The organism is Cypionkella sp., from assembly GCF_036782355.1.
Taxonomy (GTDB): Bacteria; Pseudomonadota; Alphaproteobacteria; order Rhodobacterales; family Rhodobacteraceae; genus Cypionkella.
Genome location: NZ_DAIPZF010000008.1, coordinates 60,628 through 76,032, shown reverse-complemented (window position 1 = coordinate 76,032; position 15,405 = coordinate 60,628). Strand labels below are relative to the sequence as shown.

General features: G+C 60.4%; 15 protein-coding genes. 5 read left to right on the top strand and 10 right to left on the bottom strand.

Annotation, left to right across the window (positions count from 1 at the left end; genetic code table 11):
* On the top strand, nucleotides 1-906 hold a 906-nt coding region (locus tag V7Q10_RS04820; RefSeq protein ID WP_333867920.1), incomplete at its 5' end, for a calcium-binding protein.
* Nucleotides 907-944: 38 nt separating this feature from the next.
* Here V7Q10_RS04820 and V7Q10_RS04815 read toward each other — a convergent pair.
* Complete coding sequence (locus tag V7Q10_RS04815; protein ID WP_333867919.1) at nucleotides 945-1,805, bottom strand: D-amino-acid transaminase; 861 nt, start codon at nucleotides 1,803-1,805, stop codon at nucleotides 945-947.
* 295 nt (nucleotides 1,806-2,100) lie between these two features.
* Between V7Q10_RS04815 and V7Q10_RS04810 the strand changes: the two genes are divergently transcribed.
* Entirely contained in the window at nucleotides 2,101-3,060 is a 960-nt protein-coding gene (locus V7Q10_RS04810; protein ID WP_333867918.1) for an L-malyl-CoA/beta-methylmalyl-CoA lyase, read from the top strand.
* A 269-nt stretch (nucleotides 3,061-3,329) separates the two neighbouring features.
* Entirely contained in the window at nucleotides 3,330-4,289 is a 960-nt protein-coding gene (locus V7Q10_RS04805; RefSeq protein WP_333867917.1) for an acetyl-CoA carboxylase carboxyltransferase subunit alpha, read from the top strand.
* Nucleotides 4,290-4,393: 104 nt separating this feature from the next.
* Here the strand turns inward: V7Q10_RS04805 and V7Q10_RS04800 are convergent, their stop codons facing one another.
* The 4 genes from V7Q10_RS04800 to V7Q10_RS04785 are packed head-to-tail and all read right to left on the bottom strand — an operon-like array spanning nucleotide 4,394 to nucleotide 7,282.
* The gene (locus tag V7Q10_RS04800; RefSeq protein WP_333867916.1) at nucleotides 4,394-5,002 is read right to left on the bottom strand and encodes an MSMEG_1061 family FMN-dependent PPOX-type flavoprotein; all 609 of its coding nucleotides are present in this window, start codon (nucleotides 5,000-5,002) and stop codon (nucleotides 4,394-4,396) included.
* A complete protein-coding gene (locus V7Q10_RS04795) occupies nucleotides 4,999-5,724 on the bottom strand; it encodes a lysophospholipid acyltransferase family protein (RefSeq protein WP_333867915.1) in 726 nt (241 codons plus the stop codon). Before V7Q10_RS04795 ends, V7Q10_RS04800 begins: the two co-directional genes overlap by 4 nt.
* Nucleotides 5,721-6,614, bottom strand: coding sequence for a cell division protein FtsX (locus tag V7Q10_RS04790; RefSeq protein WP_333867914.1), 894 nt, complete (start codon nucleotides 6,612-6,614; stop codon nucleotides 5,721-5,723). The genes V7Q10_RS04795 and V7Q10_RS04790 overlap by 4 nt, the downstream gene beginning before the upstream one ends.
* A complete protein-coding gene (locus tag V7Q10_RS04785; protein WP_333867913.1) occupies nucleotides 6,611-7,282 on the bottom strand; it encodes a cell division ATP-binding protein FtsE in 672 nt (223 codons plus the stop codon). The genes V7Q10_RS04790 and V7Q10_RS04785 overlap by 4 nt, the downstream gene beginning before the upstream one ends.
* A gap of 165 nt (nucleotides 7,283-7,447) precedes the next feature.
* Between V7Q10_RS04785 and V7Q10_RS04780 the strand changes: the two genes are divergently transcribed.
* The gene (locus V7Q10_RS04780) at nucleotides 7,448-8,212 is read left to right on the top strand and encodes a zinc-ribbon domain-containing protein (RefSeq protein ID WP_333867912.1); all 765 of its coding nucleotides are present in this window, start codon (nucleotides 7,448-7,450) and stop codon (nucleotides 8,210-8,212) included.
* A gap of 12 nt (nucleotides 8,213-8,224) precedes the next feature.
* Here the strand turns inward: V7Q10_RS04780 and V7Q10_RS04775 are convergent, their stop codons facing one another.
* The 4 genes from V7Q10_RS04775 to argH all read right to left on the bottom strand — a co-directional run bounded on the left by V7Q10_RS04775 (nucleotide 8,225) and on the right by argH (nucleotide 13,589).
* Nucleotides 8,225-10,660: a DUF4175 domain-containing protein gene (locus tag V7Q10_RS04775; protein WP_333867911.1), complete on the bottom strand. Its 2,436-nt coding sequence runs from the start codon at nucleotides 10,658-10,660 to the stop codon at nucleotides 8,225-8,227.
* A gap of 13 nt (nucleotides 10,661-10,673) precedes the next feature.
* On the bottom strand, nucleotides 10,674-11,939 hold the full coding sequence (gene lysA / locus V7Q10_RS04770) for a diaminopimelate decarboxylase (protein WP_333867910.1): 1,266 nt from the start codon (nucleotides 11,937-11,939) through the stop codon (nucleotides 10,674-10,676).
* An 80-nt stretch (nucleotides 11,940-12,019) separates the two neighbouring features.
* Nucleotides 12,020-12,148, bottom strand: a complete 129-nt coding sequence (locus V7Q10_RS04765; RefSeq protein ID WP_333867909.1) for a hypothetical protein — start codon at nucleotides 12,146-12,148, stop codon at nucleotides 12,020-12,022.
* A 34-nt stretch (nucleotides 12,149-12,182) separates the two neighbouring features.
* Complete coding sequence (gene argH / locus V7Q10_RS04760) at nucleotides 12,183-13,589, bottom strand: argininosuccinate lyase (RefSeq protein WP_333867908.1); 1,407 nt, start codon at nucleotides 13,587-13,589, stop codon at nucleotides 12,183-12,185.
* 15 nt (nucleotides 13,590-13,604) lie between these two features.
* Between argH and V7Q10_RS04755 the strand changes: the two genes are divergently transcribed.
* Nucleotides 13,605-14,156, top strand: a complete 552-nt coding sequence (locus V7Q10_RS04755; RefSeq protein WP_333867907.1) for a TlpA family protein disulfide reductase — start codon at nucleotides 13,605-13,607, stop codon at nucleotides 14,154-14,156.
* 143 nt (nucleotides 14,157-14,299) lie between these two features.
* Here V7Q10_RS04755 and trpS read toward each other — a convergent pair whose 3' ends face one another.
* Nucleotides 14,300-15,343 carry a tryptophan--tRNA ligase gene (gene trpS, locus V7Q10_RS04750; RefSeq protein ID WP_333867906.1) on the bottom strand — a complete coding sequence of 348 codons (1,044 nt, stop codon included), beginning with the start codon at nucleotides 15,341-15,343 and terminating at the stop codon, nucleotides 14,300-14,302.
* Nucleotides 15,344-15,405: the final 62 nt, after the last annotated feature.

Here is a 15,405-nt window from a genome sequence, read left to right as displayed (position 1 = left end):
GATCATGGCGGATCTGGCGGATCTGGCAGCAGCGCTGACGACGGCCCTGATTCCACCGACACGCTCTCGGATTATTCAGGCAGTGCCGAGATCACGCCCGTGGATAGCACGATCTTCAAAGCGATGGACCAAGCTGATCAGGTGGTTGGCACCCCGGGCGATGAGGTGGTCTTTGCCGGTGGCGGCAGTGACTATGTTTCCGGCGGCGCGGGCGATGATGTGATCTCGGGCGAGGCTGGGGCTGATACGCTCGGTGGCGGCGCTGGTGCCGATACCATCTTGGGCGGCGTTGGTGATGATAAGCTTTATGGTGGCGCTGGCGATGATTTTCTCTTGGGCGGCGCGGGAAATGATTACCTAGACGGCGGCAGCGGCAATGATGTGCTGGCCTCTCTGTCGGGCGGTGATACTTTGGTTGGCGGGGCGGGAAATGATAGTCTCTCGGGTGTCAATTCTGTTAGCCTCCCCACGGATACGGATTGGCAAACTGATGATTTCGGCGTGCGCCTTTTGGATCAGTTTGGCGCTGATTTGAGCCCAACTCAGGTCGATAGGCTTGGTCGCGCGATCAACAATCATGATGCGGCAACTGATCCGTCAGACCTTTACGGCGGTGATGGCAACGACGTTTTGTTTGGTGACAAGGGCGACATTTTGACAGGTGGCGCAGGAAAGGATGATTTTGGCGTGTACCATGTCACGGGTGATGATCCTGTGACGATCACCGATTATCATCTTGCCGACGACAAGCTGACTATTTTTCATGATGGGACTAGTGACCTTCCGACCTCTGTTTTCGATGTCTCGGGTGGGGCCATGCTGCATCTGGACGGTGAACCCGTAGCACTTTTGGCGGGCGTAAAGGCCGCCGATGTTGATCTAAGCAAAGTCATGCAGGACTACTAAGGCGACACGGGCGGGTAACTCCCGCCCGTGGACCAAGCTTAGATCGCGGCTTTCGCCATTTCTTCCAGATAAATCTCGCGCAGGCGTGGCACCAAATGGCCGACGGCCCCGGTGCCCACTGCAGCGCCGTCGATTTCCACCACCGGCATCACAAAGGCCGAAGCCGAGGTGACAAAGGCCTCGTCGGCTTGCTGGGCTTCGGCGATGGTAAAGTTGCGCTCTTCCACCTCCATCTGCGCTTCGGCGGCAAAGCGCAGCACGGCGGCGCGGGTGATGCCGTGCAAGATGTCATGCGACAGCGCGCGGGTGATGATGCGGTTGCCCTTGACGATATAGGCGTTGTTCGAGGTGCCCTCGGTCACCATGCCGTCTTCGACAAACCAAGCGTCATCGACATGCGCGGCCTTGGCCATCATCTTGGCCATCGACGGATACAAAAGCTGCGTCGTCTTGATGTCGCGGCGGCCCCAACGTTCGTCAGCAACCGAGATCACCTTCCAGCCGGTTTTGGCGGCAGGGGCATCGGCAAGGCCGGGTTTGTTTTGCGTGAACAGCACCAGCGTCGGTTTGGTATCGGCCGGCGGATAGGCGAAATCGCGGTCGCCCGGATTGCCACGGGTGACCTGCAAATAGATCATGCCGTCGGTGATGTCGTTCAGCGTGACCAACTCGCGGTGGATCGCCAGCAGCTCGGCATCGCTGCAAGGCGCTGCCATGCCAAGTTCGGACAGGCTGCGGCCAAGGCGGGCGCAATGGCCGGCAAAGTCGATCAGCTTGCCGCCCAGAACCGAAGTCACCTCATAGACGCCATCCGACATCAGAAAGCCACGGTCAAAGATCGAGACTTTCGCCTCGGTTTCCGGCAGATAGTCGCCGTTCAGATAGACGGTACGGGTCATGGTTTATCCCCAAAGCTGCGGTTGTGCTGGGTAGACGCCGACGGCGTCATGGATCAGCGGCTGTTCATGGTCTTGGCGGAGCAAAAGCGGCCCGTCAAGGTGGCAATAGGCCCGCCCATGATCTGTTTCTTGCCAAGCTGCATCATGCCAAGCCAAGCCGTATCTTTGCTTGGTCGTTGCCAAAGATCTTGCTGCGGCGCGGTAATTTTGCTGCGGATGCGAAAATCGCTTGCGAGTGGTTGCGCAACAATATAACCCGATAGATATCAAATTAGAAACATACTTGCGAGGCTAAATGTCCTTTCGTCTGCAACCCGCCCCCCCCGCGCGCCCCAACCGTTGCCAGTTGTTCGGGCCCGGCTCGCGGCCTGCGCTGTTTGAAAAGATGGCGGCAAGTGCGGCGGATGTGATCAATCTGGATCTCGAGGATTCGGTGGCACCCTCTGACAAGGGCGCTGCCCGCGCCAATGTGATCGCAGCGATTTCGGATGTGGACTGGGGCAAGAAATGGCTTTCCGTGCGGATCAACGGACTTGATACGCCCTATTGGTATCGCGATGTGGTTGATCTGCTGGAACAGGCGGGCGATCGGCTGGATCAGATCATGATCCCAAAGGTCGGCTGCGCTGCCGATGTCTATGCGGTGGATGCTTTGGTCACCGCGATTGAACGCGCCAAGGGCCGCAGCAAGCCGATTGCCTTTGAGGTGATCATCGAATCCGCCGCAGGCATTGCCCATGTCGAAGAGATTGCAGCCTCTAGCCCGCGTTTGCAGGCGATGAGCCTAGGTGCGGCGGATTTTGCCGCCAGCATGGGGATGCAGACCACCGGCATCGGCGGCACCCAAGAGAATTACTATATGCTGCGCGAGGGGGTGAAGCATTGGTCTGACCCATGGCACTGGGCGCAAGTGGCGATTGTGGCTGCCTGCCGCACCCATGGCATTTTGCCCGTGGACGGCCCCTTTGGCGATTTTTCCGATGACGAAGGCTTTCGCGCGCAGGCCTTACGCTCGGCGACGCTGGGCATGGTTGGCAAATGGGCAATCCACCCCAAACAGATCGCATTGGCCAACGAGGTCTTTACCCCCTCGGCGCAGGCCGTTGCCGAAGCGCGCGAGATTTTGGCGGCAATGGCCGATGCCAAGGCGCGCGGCGAAGGCGCCACGGTGTTCAAGGGCCGGTTGGTCGATATTGCCTCGATCAAGCAGGCAGAGGTGATCGTTAAACAGGCAGAGATGATTGCAGCTGCCTGATTTTCGGGCTGCATAACAAAACTGTTGACTCACTTTTACTCTGACGACACAGTGACGTTACCTAAGGGCAAGCCCTTACCAGAGACACCCGCGCGGCATAGGGAGAGGAGGCCCTCTGTCGCATAAAGGGGAGGATGCACGCCCTGTGGGAAACCGCAGGGCTGTGCTGTTTCTGGGGGCTGGCTGTCAAGGATTGGGTGCGGCCGCAGGCAGTTGCTTTTTTCCGGCGCGCCCGCCATATAGGCACGGTTGCCCTGTTGGAGTGCCGCATGAATTACCTCGAATTTGAAAAGCCTTTGTCCGAAATTGAAGGCAAGGCAGAAGAGCTGCGCGCGATGGCGCGGGGCAATCCGGGGATGGATATTGCCAAGGAAGCCGAAGCTTTGGACCGCAAGGCCGAGCAAATGCTGAAGGATCTGTATCGCACGCTGACGCCTTGGCAGAAATGTCAGGTGGCGCGGCATCCGGACCGTCCGCATGCCAAGGATTATATCGAGGCGCTGTTCACCGAGTTTACCTCTTTGTCCGGCGATCGTGGCTTTGCCGAGGATCAGGCCGTGATGGGCGGGCTTGCGCGCTTTAACGATATGCCGGTGATGGTGATTGGCCACGAGAAGGGCAATGACACCAAAAGCCGGATCGAGCGGAATTTCGGCATGGCGCGGCCCGAAGGCTATCGCAAAGCCGTGCGCTTGATGGATATTGCTGACCGCTTTCGTCTGCCAGTGATCGCATTGGTCGACACCCCCGGCGCCTATCCCGGCAAGGGCGCAGAAGAGCGCGGCCAGTCCGAGGCGATTGCACGCTCGACAGCGAAATGCCTGGAAATTGGCGTGCCGCTGATTTCGGTGATCATTGGCGAGGGCGGCTCGGGTGGGGCTGTGGCCTTTGCCACCGCCAATCGCATCGCGATGCTGGAGCATTCGGTTTATTCGGTGATCTCGCCCGAGGGCTGCGCCAGCATCCTGTGGAAAGACGCCGAGAAGATGCGCGAAGCGGCAGAGGCTTTGCGGCTGACGGCGCAGGATTTGCAAAAGCTGGGGGTGATTGACCGGATCATCACCGAGCCTTTGGGCGGCGCGCAGCGCGGGCAATCGGCCAGTATTGAGGCGGTTGGCAAAGCCATTGAAGCGATGCTGAAAGAGCTGTCGGGCAAGAAACCCGATGCGCTGATCAAGGATCGTCGGCAGAAGTTTCTAAGCATGGGATCAAAGGGGCTGGCGGCTTGATATAGGGGCTGCGGGCGCAGGGGGTTTCACACCCCCACCTGCTTGGGCAGGCCCAAGCAGGCCCCCCGTGGGATATTTTCACCAAGATGAAAGGGTTTGTGGGGTTACCACCAGCCCAGATCGGCGCGGGTGGCGCGCTCGGCGTCGTAATCGGCGCCGTTGATCTGGCCTTGGGTGGCGTCATGCAGCATTTGGCCAGCGCTGGGCAGGTCTGCTGCATCCGCGTTGCTGGTCCAGAGCGCCGCGCGTTGCAGGGCGCGGGCGCATTGCGAATAGACCTCGGCGATTTTGATCACGATCACCGTGCGCGGCAGGGTGTCGCCGCGTGCAAAGCGCTGGCGCAGGGCTGTGTCGGCGGTGATGCGGGCGGTGCCATTGACGCGCACGGTGGTGGTGGAGCCTGCGATCAAGAACAGCAGGCTGACGCGGCCATCGCGCAGGATGTTGCGCAGGGTATCAATCCGCTCGTTGCCCTTCCAGTCGGGCAGGGCGAGGGTTTGGGCATCGAGCGCTGTGACCACCGGGCCTTTGTCGCCGCGTGGGCTGCCATCGGTGCCTTCGGGGCCGACGCTGGAGAGCACACAGAATCGCGAAGCCGCGATGAAGCCGGCATAGGCGGGTGTCAGATGGTTTGTGACCTTGGCAAGGGCCGGCGGTTTTGGTGTGCCATAGGCTGCGTGCAGGCTGTCAAGGTTGCTGATCCACTCGGTCATTTGAAGCCAGCCTCGGCCATCAGGGCGTTGGAGGAGGTTTCGACTCGGGCTTCAAGCTCGGCCATGAAGGCATCATTGGTTAGGCCGGGTGGGATCGCCGGCAGGAATTCAACAACGGCTGTGCCGCGGTGGCGCAGGATGCCACGTTTGGGCCAGAACAGGCCGACATTGGCACCAACCGGGATGCAGGGCTGCTGCAATTGGCTGTAAAGCACGGCGGTGCCGATCTTATAGGGGCGTTGGTCGCCGGGGGCGACGCGGGTGCCTTGGGGGTAGATGATCAGCTGACCGGGCAGGCTGGCGCCAGACTTTACATCTGCCAGCATCTTGGTGATTGCCGCCCCGCGCTTGCCACGGTTGACGAAAATGCAGCCGATGCGTTTTGCATACCAGCCCAGAAAGGGCGCCCAGCCGAGGATTGCCTTCATCACGAATTTACCGCGCGGCAGGGCGCCGTAGATCATGATGATATCCAGAAAGCTTTGATGCTTGGGGGCGATCAGCATCTCGCCAGTTGGCACGGTGCCACGCACTTCGGTTTTCAGCCCGCAAATCAGCCGCAGCGAAAAGCAGACCCAGCGGCAATAGGCATGGCAGGCGGCCACCGCGCCGTCGCGGTGCAAGAGCGCATAGGGAAAGTAGACAATCGCCACCACCGCCATTGCCAGATACATCTGGAGGATAAAGACGGTCGACAGCAGGGTTTGGACAAAGGTCTTCATGTAAGTTCCCGAAGTTTGCGCAGGGCGCTGGCGCGGGTTGCCGCATAGGCGACGGCCGCAGTGAGGGGGGGCAGAAGCAAGGGCAAAAGCCAGCCTGCGCCTTGAAAGCCTAAGCCTGTCAGAAAGCCTCCGGCGCTGTCGGCAGAGGGCAGCATCCAGACGCCCACCATGCCAAGGCCCGTGCCAGCAGCCGCCCCCATCAGAGCGCGCAGGGTGAACCTGCGCACGAAGGCCCTTGCGATATAAACATCGCGGGCGCCGACCAGGCGCAAAACCCTGATGACTTGGGCATTGGCGGCAAGGGCCGCGCTTGCGGCAAGGGTGATCATCGCGGCGGTGGCTGTGCCGATAAGCACGATCGACATAAAGCCCAGCAGCCGCAGCCGCGTGGCGGCCACCGCCAAGGGGCGGCGCCAGCGGGTGTGATCATCTAGCACCGCGCCGGGGGCTTCGGCGGCCAGGCGTTGGCGCAGACCCTCGCCATCATAGCCGGCGCTGTCTTCGGTGATCTCGATCAGCCGTGGCAGTGGCAGCGTATCAACCGGCAGATCGGGCCCAAACCAAGGCGCCAGCAGTGCGCGTTGCTCGTCGTCGGTCATCGCCCGCGCCGAGGCGATGCCAGGAGTGGTTGCCAGCGTCGCCAGCACGGCCTTGGTTTGCAGATCAATCTGATCTTCCGGCGCAGACAGCCGCACGGTTGCGGTGCGGTCCAGCGAGGCTTGCCAGCGCGCCGCAAGGCTGCCCGCTGCCAGCGATAGCGCCAGCGCAAAGACCGCCAGAAAGGCCATTGCCGCTGCGGTAAAGCTGGTCAGCCAAGCGGTATGGCCCGAGGGTGGCACCACGCTGTCCCCCTTGCCTTCATCGCGCAGAAAAGCCGGCAGGCGCATCATAAGTCTGCCCCCGCCAAATGAATCCGCCGTTTGGAGATTCGCAGCACCCGTGCCGGCACCAAGGATTTCGCCTGCCGGATCAGGTTTAGATCATGCGTCGCCACCACCACAGTTTTGCCCATGCGGTTCAACTCGGTCAGTAAGGTCAGCAGGCGCAGCGACATCTCCCAATCCAGATTGCCGGTGGGCTCGTCGGCCAAGATCACATCGGGGCCCATGATGATGGCGCGGGCAAGGGCTGCGCGTTGCCGCTCGCCACCTGAAAGCGAGGGCGGCAGCGCTTGCGCCAAGGCCCCCAGACCGACCCAGCCCAAAAGATCGGCCAGATCGCCTGCGTTTTCCGCCCGCCCCGCAACCGTCAGCGGGAGCGTGACATTGGCGGCAAGCGGCAGATGGTCCAGAAATTGGCAATCTTGATGCACCACGCCAATGCGGCGGCGGGTATAGGCGATGTCATCGCGCGTCAGGCTGCGCACATCGCGGTCAAACAGCGTGATATGGCCGGCAGTTGGCAGCAGCTCGCCATAGCAGAGCTTTAGAAAAGTGGATTTTCCCGCGCCAGAAGGGCCGGTCAAAAAATGGAACGACCCGGGGGCCAGCCGCAGCGACATGTCCGACAGCAGTTCGCCGCCCCCATAGCTGTAGGCGACATTCTCGAGTGCAATCACCGCATCGGTCCTTTTGGGCTGAGAAAAGCTTGCGTTGCACCATTGCCCAAGCGGCCAGCGGATTCAATCGTTGGTCAGGGTATTTGCCAGAAAGGCTTCCAGAATGTTGGCTTCGTTGCTACAAGTTGGCAACGAAAACCAAAATATGATCCGGACAGATAGCACATGCGTCTTGTATGCCCAAACTGCGACGCTGAATACGAGGTCGATGCTTCGGTTATTCCCGATGGCGGTCGCGATGTACAATGTTCGAACTGCGGCCATGCGTGGTTTCAAATCTCGCCCGAGCTTGAGGCTGCAATTGCCGCCGAAGAGGCGCTTTACGAACCGCCGCCGCCGGTAGAACGGCCCGTACCTGCACCTGCACCTGCATCTGCCGCGATGCCGCAGCGCCAGCTCGACGAGTCTGTGTTGTCGGTCTTGAAAGAAGAGGCCGAGCGCGAGGTCGAGGCCCGTCGCGCCGAAGCACCGCGCATGGAGATGCAGACGGATATGGCGCTTGAGGCTCCAGCCAAGGACGCAAGCGGTTTGGGGGCCGTCGCGCAGCGGTTGGCGCGGATGAAGGGGGCCGAGACGGCACGGATGGTCAAGCCACAGACCCGTGCCGACGTCTTTCCTGAAATTGAAGAGATAAATTCGACGCTGCGCGCCAGCAGTGAAAAGCGCAGCGGAGCGGCGGATGCCACGGCTGCAACCGCCTCCCCGCAGACCCAAGCTTCGGGTTTTGGCTCGGGCTTTGTGCTGATGCTGGTGCTGGCGGTGCTTTTGGTGACGGTTTATGTGATGGCGCCAAAAATCGCGCAGCAGATCCCAGCGGCCTCGGCTGCCCTGACGGGATTTGTCCAAGCTGTTGATCTGGCGCGGCTGCAACTGGACCAGCTGCTGCAAAGCGCGATTGCGTTTTTGAACGGCCTTAAGACCGCTGTCTAAGCGCTTGGCGGGTCAAAACAGATCCAACAGCCGCTTAAGATAGCCGCGTTCGCCTTCCGAACGCGATTGCTCGCCCGAGCGTTTGCGGATTTCATCCAGCAACTCTTGGGCGCGGCGGTAGACGTCTTGGCCCTGAAGCAGGTTCTTATCCGAGCCGATGCGGGCAGAGTTTTCGCGGCCAAGCGGGTCGATCGCACCATTTGGATCAGCTTCGGCTGTTCTTTGACCCTCGGCAGAGTTGCTTTGCTGGCCCTGCTCTTGCGCCAAAGCCTCGCCAAAATCGCGCAGGCCTTGGCGCATTTTGTCCATAGCTTCGGCCTGCTGATCCAAAGCGCCTGACAGATCGCCGTCGCGCAGCGCCTGTTCGGCGTCTTGCATGGCGCGGCCGGCATCATCCAGTTTTTGCCGCCCTGCTTGGCCCTTTTCGCTGTTCTGTCCGGGCAGGTCAGTGCCGTCTTTCATTGCTTCAAGCCGTTTGCGCAGATCTTGCTGCCGCTCGGACAGGCTTTTGCCGCCGTCTTGTGTGCCATCCTGACCGTTTTGCATGTCGCGGAAAGCGTCATCGGACAGGCCTTGCTGATCGCGCAGCGTGTCGCCCAAGCCTTTCATCGCGCGGCCAGCGGGGCCCTGACCTTGGCCCTGCCCATCGCCTTGCTGCACCTTCATGTTGTTCAGCAGGTCTTGCAGCTGGCGCATCGCTTCGGCGGCTTCGGCGGTTTTGCCGTCTTTCATCAGCTGTTGGATCTTATCCATCATCTGTTGAATTTGGTCTTGGGTGATGCTGGGCCCGCTTTGCTGCGGTGCGGTTTCATCCTTCGGATCGCGCGGATTTTTCTTGGCCTCTTCGGCCATATAGTCATCCAAAGCCTTGCGCATCTCGTCCATCAGCGCCTGCATCTCTTCGGGGCTGGCGCCTTTGCGAATGGCCTCGGCAACACGATCTTGCGCGCGCTGAAACCGCTCTTTGGCGCTATTTAGCTGGCCGTCTTCGATCATCAAGGACACTTGCCACAGCTCTTCGGCCAGATCATCGCGCAGCGCTGGCGTCAGATCGGCAGTCTCAAACCGCTTAATCGCCGCGCGCAACCGCGTTAGGGCCGCGACATCAGGCGTATCCGCTTCGGCGCGGTGGCTGATGGCTTTCAGAATTTGCGCCGCCCGTGGCGCATTGGCGCGCGACCACAGCAGATCACGGCGCATCTCGATGATGGCATCGGCCAAAGGATCAAAAAACCGGCGCCCCGGCAGAATCACATGCACTGGCGCCGCCGTGCCGGTTTGGCCTGCGGCATCGCTGGCGGCATAGGCAATCGTCACCGGCAGATTGGCCAGCACCGATTTGGACAGATCGTCGATCAGCGTGGTTTTCACTTCGGTCCGGCTGCCCTTGATCGGCAGCGGCAGATCCAGCGTCACCGGCGCAATCGCCTCTGGTTCGGTGGCAAGACCAAAGCGGCGTGGCACGGCGGCCAGATCCAGCGTGATGGTGGCTTGGCCCTTTGTGACCCCATAATCATCGGCGGCACTGAATTTTTGCTTAAAGCGCCCATCTGCTTCGCGCCCGATCGTCGCCTCGGGGCTGATAGAGGGGGCAAGATCTGGGGTGACGATCACCTGCCATTTGCGCCCGCCAGCCCCGCTGATGGCGATTTCGCCCGATTGGCTTAGGCTGAAGTCTTGCACAGGATCAGAGGCGGCGGTTGCCTCGGTGCGGCCCGAGACGGTTTCAGACAGAATCAGCGCACCCGGCGGGCCATAAAGCCGCACTTGCAGCGTGGTGCCCGCCGGAAGCGTCAGCGTATCGCCTGCCTGATCGATCAGATAAAGCGCGGGCTTGCCAGTATAGGCCGGCGGCTTGGCCCAGCCTTCCCAAGCGGGACCAGCAGCGGCATTGGCGGGGCTGGGGGCGATGCCCGAAAGCGTGGTCACCCGCCAGATCGAGCCAAACAGCAGCGCCATCAGCAGCGCAGTCAGCGCGACATAGCGCAGGGCAAAGGGGTCGCGGCTGGCCAAACGCAGATCGGGCTGCACCGCACGCGCCGCAGGCAGACGCGCCAACATCCGCGCCCGATGCGCCTGCCAGACCGCACGCGAGGCCGCATCATTGGCGCCAATGGCTTGGGCATCAAGCAGCGCCGCAATCGGCTGCCCCGGCATTCGGCTGTCCAGCCGCACCAAGGCTTCTGCGTGCAGCGGCCTGCGAAATTGCCGCACCCCGTGGACCAGCGCCCAGATCAGCCCAAGTCCGGTGATCACAAGGCCAAACCAAGCCAGCTCTAAGGCCAGTAGGTCTTGCACCCCAAAGGCCAGCGTCGAGACCGCGGCAATTGCAACGCTCCAAAGTGGCCAAAAGGCGCGCGCCAAGCGTTCAGCCCAAAGCCCCGCGTACGTCAAGCGCAGCGGGGTTTTGATCTGGCTTAGCAGTTGGGCCTTGTCGCTTTGGTCCATCCGGTGCTTTCGGTTACAGCCACGTGGGAATGCTATCGCGGTTGAGAATCTCTTCATAGCTTGGCCGTGCCCGGATTACGGCAAATTGATCGCCGCGCACCAAAACCTCGGGGATCAGCGGGCGGGTGTTATATTCCGAAGCCATCACCGCGCCATAGGCCCCAGCCGAGCGAAAGGCCACCAGATCATCGGCCTGCAACGGCGGCAGCGGCCGCGCTTTGGCAAAGGTATCGCCGGTTTCACAGACCGGGCCGACGACGTCATAGCTTTGCGCCTCGGTTGCGGCCTCGGCTTCGATCACCGGCAAAATGTCGTGATGCGCACCATACATCGAAGGCCGCACCAGATCGTTCATCGCCGCATCCAAAATCAGAAAATCGCGGTCCTCGCCGTTTTTTACATAGATAACCTTGGATACCAGCACGCCAGAATTGCCCGAAATCAGCCGACCGGGTTCGATCTCAATCTCGCAGCCCAGATGACCCAAGGTGCGCTGGATCAGCGCGCCATATTCGCGCGGCAGGGGCGGCGCAGAATTTGACCGCTCGTAGGGGATGCCCAAACCGCCGCCCAGATCAAGCCGTGTGATGCTATGGCCCTGCGCGCGCAGCGTCTCGGTCAGCTCGGCCACCTTTTTATAGGCCTGTTCAAAGGGTTCCAGCTCGGTCAGTTGCGAGCCGATATGCACGTCGATGCCGACAATCTGCAAATTCGGCAGGGCGGCGGCTTCGGCATAAACCTCGACGGCGCGGTTGATCGGGATGCCAAATTTGTTCTCTTTTTTGCCCGTGGCGATTTTCTCGTGGGTTTTTGCATCGACATCGGGGTTCACCCGAATGGTGATCGGCGCAATTTTGCCCAAGGCCACCGCGACCGCCGACAGCGCCCGCAGCTCGGGTTCAGATTCGACGTTGAACTGGCGAATGCCATGGGTCAGCGCCAGCTGCATTTCCTCGGCCGTCTTGCCGACGCCTGAAAACACGATCTTGTCGGGCGAAACCCCTGCCGCCAGCGCGCGGCGGTATTCCCCGCCCGAGACCACATCCATGCCGGCACCCAGATCGCCCAGCAGCTTTAGCACTGCGATATTCGACAGGGATTTGATCGCAAAGCAGACCAAATGCGGCATCGGGCTTAGGGCTTCGGTGAACAATTGATAATGCCGCGTCAACGTGGCCGCAGAATAGCAATAAAACGGCGTGCCAACCGCAGCGGCGATTTCCGAGAGCGCGACGTCTTCGGCATGTAAGCTGCCGTTGCGATAGAGAAAATGGTCCATGCGGCAGCCCCTTTGAAAATCAGACGGATGCGGTATAGCACAGGCCGCGCGCGGCGCAATTCAGCCTGTGCCCTTGCAGTTTATTTCACCACGACGCCGACCCGTGCTTCGGCCTCAATCGTCACCCCCGGCGCCACCGGTTCCCCGGCGGCCCCACAGCCCATAAGCGCCAATACGCAAAGCATTGCAGAGATTTGAGACTTGGTCATAGTCACCTCAGGTTAAAGCCTTGAAAAGACTGCATTAAGAAAGAAGCTGTTTCCAGCGCGCGACTTGTTCGGCCACACGGGTGGGCGAGGTTCCGCCATAAGACATCCGGCTGCGCACCGAATTTTGCACGCCCAGCACCGAATAGACCTCGGTGGTGATGCCTGCATGCACCGATTGCATGTCGCTTAGGCTTAGATCCGGCAGATCGCAGCCGTTTTTCTCGGCCATGGCGACCAAGGTGCCGGTGACATGATGCGCATCGCGGAACGGCAAGTTCAGCGCCCGCACCAGCCAATCGGCCAGATCGGTCGCGGTCGAAAACCCGCTGGCGGCCGAGGCTGCCAGCACATCGCGGTTGGCAGTCATATCGCCCACCATTCCGGTCATCGCCGCAAGCGCCAGCATCAGCGTATCGGCGGCGTCAAAGACCTGCTCTTTGTCTTCTTGCATGTCCTTTGAATAGGTCAGCGCCAGCCCCTTCATGATGGTAAACAGCGCCACCGTCGCCCCCAAGATCCGCCCCAGCTTTGCGCGCAACAACTCTGCGGCATCGGGGTTTTTCTTTTGCGGCATGATGCTGGACCCCGTGGTCCATTTGTCCGACAGCCGCACAAAGCGGAACTGCGCCGAAGACCAGATCACCAATTCCTCGGCAAAGCGCGACAGATGCATCGCGCAAATCGACGAGGCAGCAAGGAATTCCAGCGCGAAATCGCGGTCTGACACCGAATCAAGGCTGTTGGCCGTGGGGCGATCAAAGCCCAAAGCACTTGCCGTCATATGCCGGTCAATCGGGAAAGAGGTGCCCGCCAAGGCCGCCGCCCCCAAGGGGCATTCGTTCATCCGCCGACGCGCATCTTCAAACCGCGATTTGTCACGCGCCAGCATCTCGACATAGGCCAGCATATGATGGCCCCAAGTCACCGGCTGCGCGGTCTGCAAATGCGTAAAGCCCGGCATCACCCAATCACAGCCCGCCTCGGCCTGCGCCAAAAACGCCTGCATCAGAGCCGTCAGCCCCGAAATCGCCGCATCACATTGATCGCGCGTCCACAGCCGAAAATCCACCGCCACCTGATCATTGCGCGACCGCGCCGTGTGCAAACGCCCGGCAGGTTCGCCAATGATCTCTTTCAGCCGGCTTTCGACATTCATATGGATGTCTTCCAAAGCCTCCGAGAACACGAAATTCCCGGCCTCAATCTCTGACAATACCGTGAGCAGGCCTTCCCCGATCGCCTCGGCATCACTAGAGGTAAGGATACCCGTGGCAGCCAACATGGCGGCATGGGCGCGAGAGCCCGCGATGTCCTGTGCATAAAGCCGTTTGTCAAAGCCGATCGAGGCATTGATCGCGGTCATGATCGCATCAGGACCAGAGGCAAAGCGCCCGCCCCACATTTGATTGGCAGAAACGGGGGCTTTGGGCGAATTGGTCATGGAAGGGCCTCTCACATGATGCGAAAACTGCTGTTGGCGGCTGTGTATACGGGCTTTGCTCTGGGTGCAAATTTTGATGCAGCACAGGCGGGGCCTTTGGAGGGCTTGCTCAACGGCGAGATGAAAAAGCTGGTGCTGCAAGCGGCCCCTGTTGATCTGCCGCAGGTCGAACTGCTGGATATGCAAGACGGCCCGCAAAGCCTGGAGGCCTTCAAAGGCAAATGGGTGGTGCTGAATTTCTGGGCCACATGGTGTGCGCCCTGCCGTCACGAGATGCCCTCGCTGGATCGCTTGCAAGCCGCCCTGCCCGATATTGTCGTCGTCCCCCTCGCCGCAGGCCGCAACGCACCCGATCAGATTACAAAATTCTTTGCAGAGGCAGAGATCAAAAATCTGACCGTGCTGCGAGATCCCAAAATGGCCCTCGCGCGGCCTTTGGGCGTCGTTGGACTTCCTATGACTCTGATCCTGAACCCCGAGGGTCAAGAAGTGGCGCGGCTTATCGGTGATGCCGAATGGGATTCGCCGGATGCAATCGCTGTGATGTCAGCCCTGAGCCAACCTTGACGCGGTCTGCGCGCTGAAAGCATTTTTGCCTCCGGCGGGGATATTTAGGCCAAGATGAAAGCGCGATTTATTTCATCTTGGCCTAAATATCCCCGCCGGAGGCTTCTGCAAAAGCAGCTTGGCTGAACCGTTCAGACCTAGACCTAGATCTGCCGCGAGCGGATCATGCCAATGATGTCATAGACCTCATCCACGATCGGGCGGGCTATAGCATTGGCGCGGGCGGCGCCTGCGCCAAGGATGCGGTCGATCTCGGTGGTATCTTGCATCAGCTCGCTCATTTTGCGGGTGATGGGCGAAAGTTTTGCCACCGCAAGATCGGCCAGTGCGGGTTTGAAGGTGCCAAATTGCGCACCTGCATATTGGCTGATGACGGCTTCGGGCGTTATATCTGCCAAGGCCGCATAAATATTGACCAGATTGCGGGCGTCTGGGCGGTCTTTTAGGCCTTCAAGATCTTCGGGCAGCGGCTCTGCATCGGTCTTGGCCTTGCGGAATTTCTTGGCGATGGTGTCGGTATCATCGGTCAAATTGATGCGGGATTGATCCGAGGGGTCGGATTTCGACATCTTTTTGGTGCCATCGCGCAGGCTCATCACGCGGGTGCCGGCGCCTTCGATCACCGGTTCGGTGATGGGAAAGAAATTCACGCCATAGTCATTGTTGAACTTGGCCGCGATATCGCGGGTCAGTTCAAGGTGCTGCTTTTGATCCTCGCCTACCGGCACATGCGTGGCCTTATAGGCCAGAATATCGGCAGCCATCAGCGCGGGATAGGCAAAGAGGCCGAGCGAGACGTTCTCGGAGTTTTTGCCCGCCTTATCCTTGAACTGGGTCATCCGGCTCATCCAGCCCATGCGGGCCACCGTGTTGAAAATCCAGCCCAATTCGACATGCGCCGAGACTTGGCTTTGGTTGAACAGGATCGAGCGTGCAGGATCAATGCCTGCGGCGATAAAGCCTGCTGCCAGTTCGCGGGTTTGTTGGCGCAGTTTGGCCGGGTCTTGCCAGACGGTGATCGCATGCATATCGACGATGCAATAGATTGTCTCGATGCCCTCATCCTGCTTTTGCACAAAGCGCTTCAGCGCGCCAAGGTAATTGCCAAGCGTCAGGCCGCCCGAAGGCTGAATGCCCGAGAAGATGCGGGTGGGGAAGGTCTGAGGCGTTTGGACCGGCTCGGACATGGGGAACTCCATCTGGAAATATATGCTGATCTGGCTTAACGCTGGGGGCAAGGGGCGTCAAT

Coding starts and splice junctions, on each gene's coding strand:
- V7Q10_RS04815 (WP_333867919.1), bottom strand. CDS start 1,805: ATGACCCGTACCGTCTATCTGAACGGCGACTATCTGCCGGAAACCGAG.
- V7Q10_RS04810 (WP_333867918.1), top strand. CDS start 2,101: ATGTCCTTTCGTCTGCAACCCGCCCCCCCCGCGCGCCCCAACCGTTGC.
- V7Q10_RS04805 (WP_333867917.1), top strand. CDS start 3,330: ATGAATTACCTCGAATTTGAAAAGCCTTTGTCCGAAATTGAAGGCAAG.
- V7Q10_RS04800 (WP_333867916.1), bottom strand. CDS start 5,002: ATGACCGAGTGGATCAGCAACCTTGACAGCCTGCACGCAGCCTATGGC.
- V7Q10_RS04795 (WP_333867915.1), bottom strand. CDS start 5,724: ATGAAGACCTTTGTCCAAACCCTGCTGTCGACCGTCTTTATCCTCCAG.
- V7Q10_RS04790 (WP_333867914.1), bottom strand. CDS start 6,614: ATGATGCGCCTGCCGGCTTTTCTGCGCGATGAAGGCAAGGGGGACAGC.
- V7Q10_RS04780 (WP_333867912.1), top strand. CDS start 7,448: ATGCGTCTTGTATGCCCAAACTGCGACGCTGAATACGAGGTCGATGCT.
- V7Q10_RS04775 (WP_333867911.1), bottom strand. CDS start 10,660: ATGGACCAAAGCGACAAGGCCCAACTGCTAAGCCAGATCAAAACCCCG.
- lysA (WP_333867910.1), bottom strand. CDS start 11,939: ATGGACCATTTTCTCTATCGCAACGGCAGCTTACATGCCGAAGACGTC.
- V7Q10_RS04765 (WP_333867909.1), bottom strand. CDS start 12,148: ATGACCAAGTCTCAAATCTCTGCAATGCTTTGCGTATTGGCGCTTATG.
- argH (WP_333867908.1), bottom strand. CDS start 13,589: ATGACCAATTCGCCCAAAGCCCCCGTTTCTGCCAATCAAATGTGGGGC.
- V7Q10_RS04755 (WP_333867907.1), top strand. CDS start 13,605: ATGATGCGAAAACTGCTGTTGGCGGCTGTGTATACGGGCTTTGCTCTG.
- trpS (WP_333867906.1), bottom strand. CDS start 15,343: ATGTCCGAGCCGGTCCAAACGCCTCAGACCTTCCCCACCCGCATCTTC.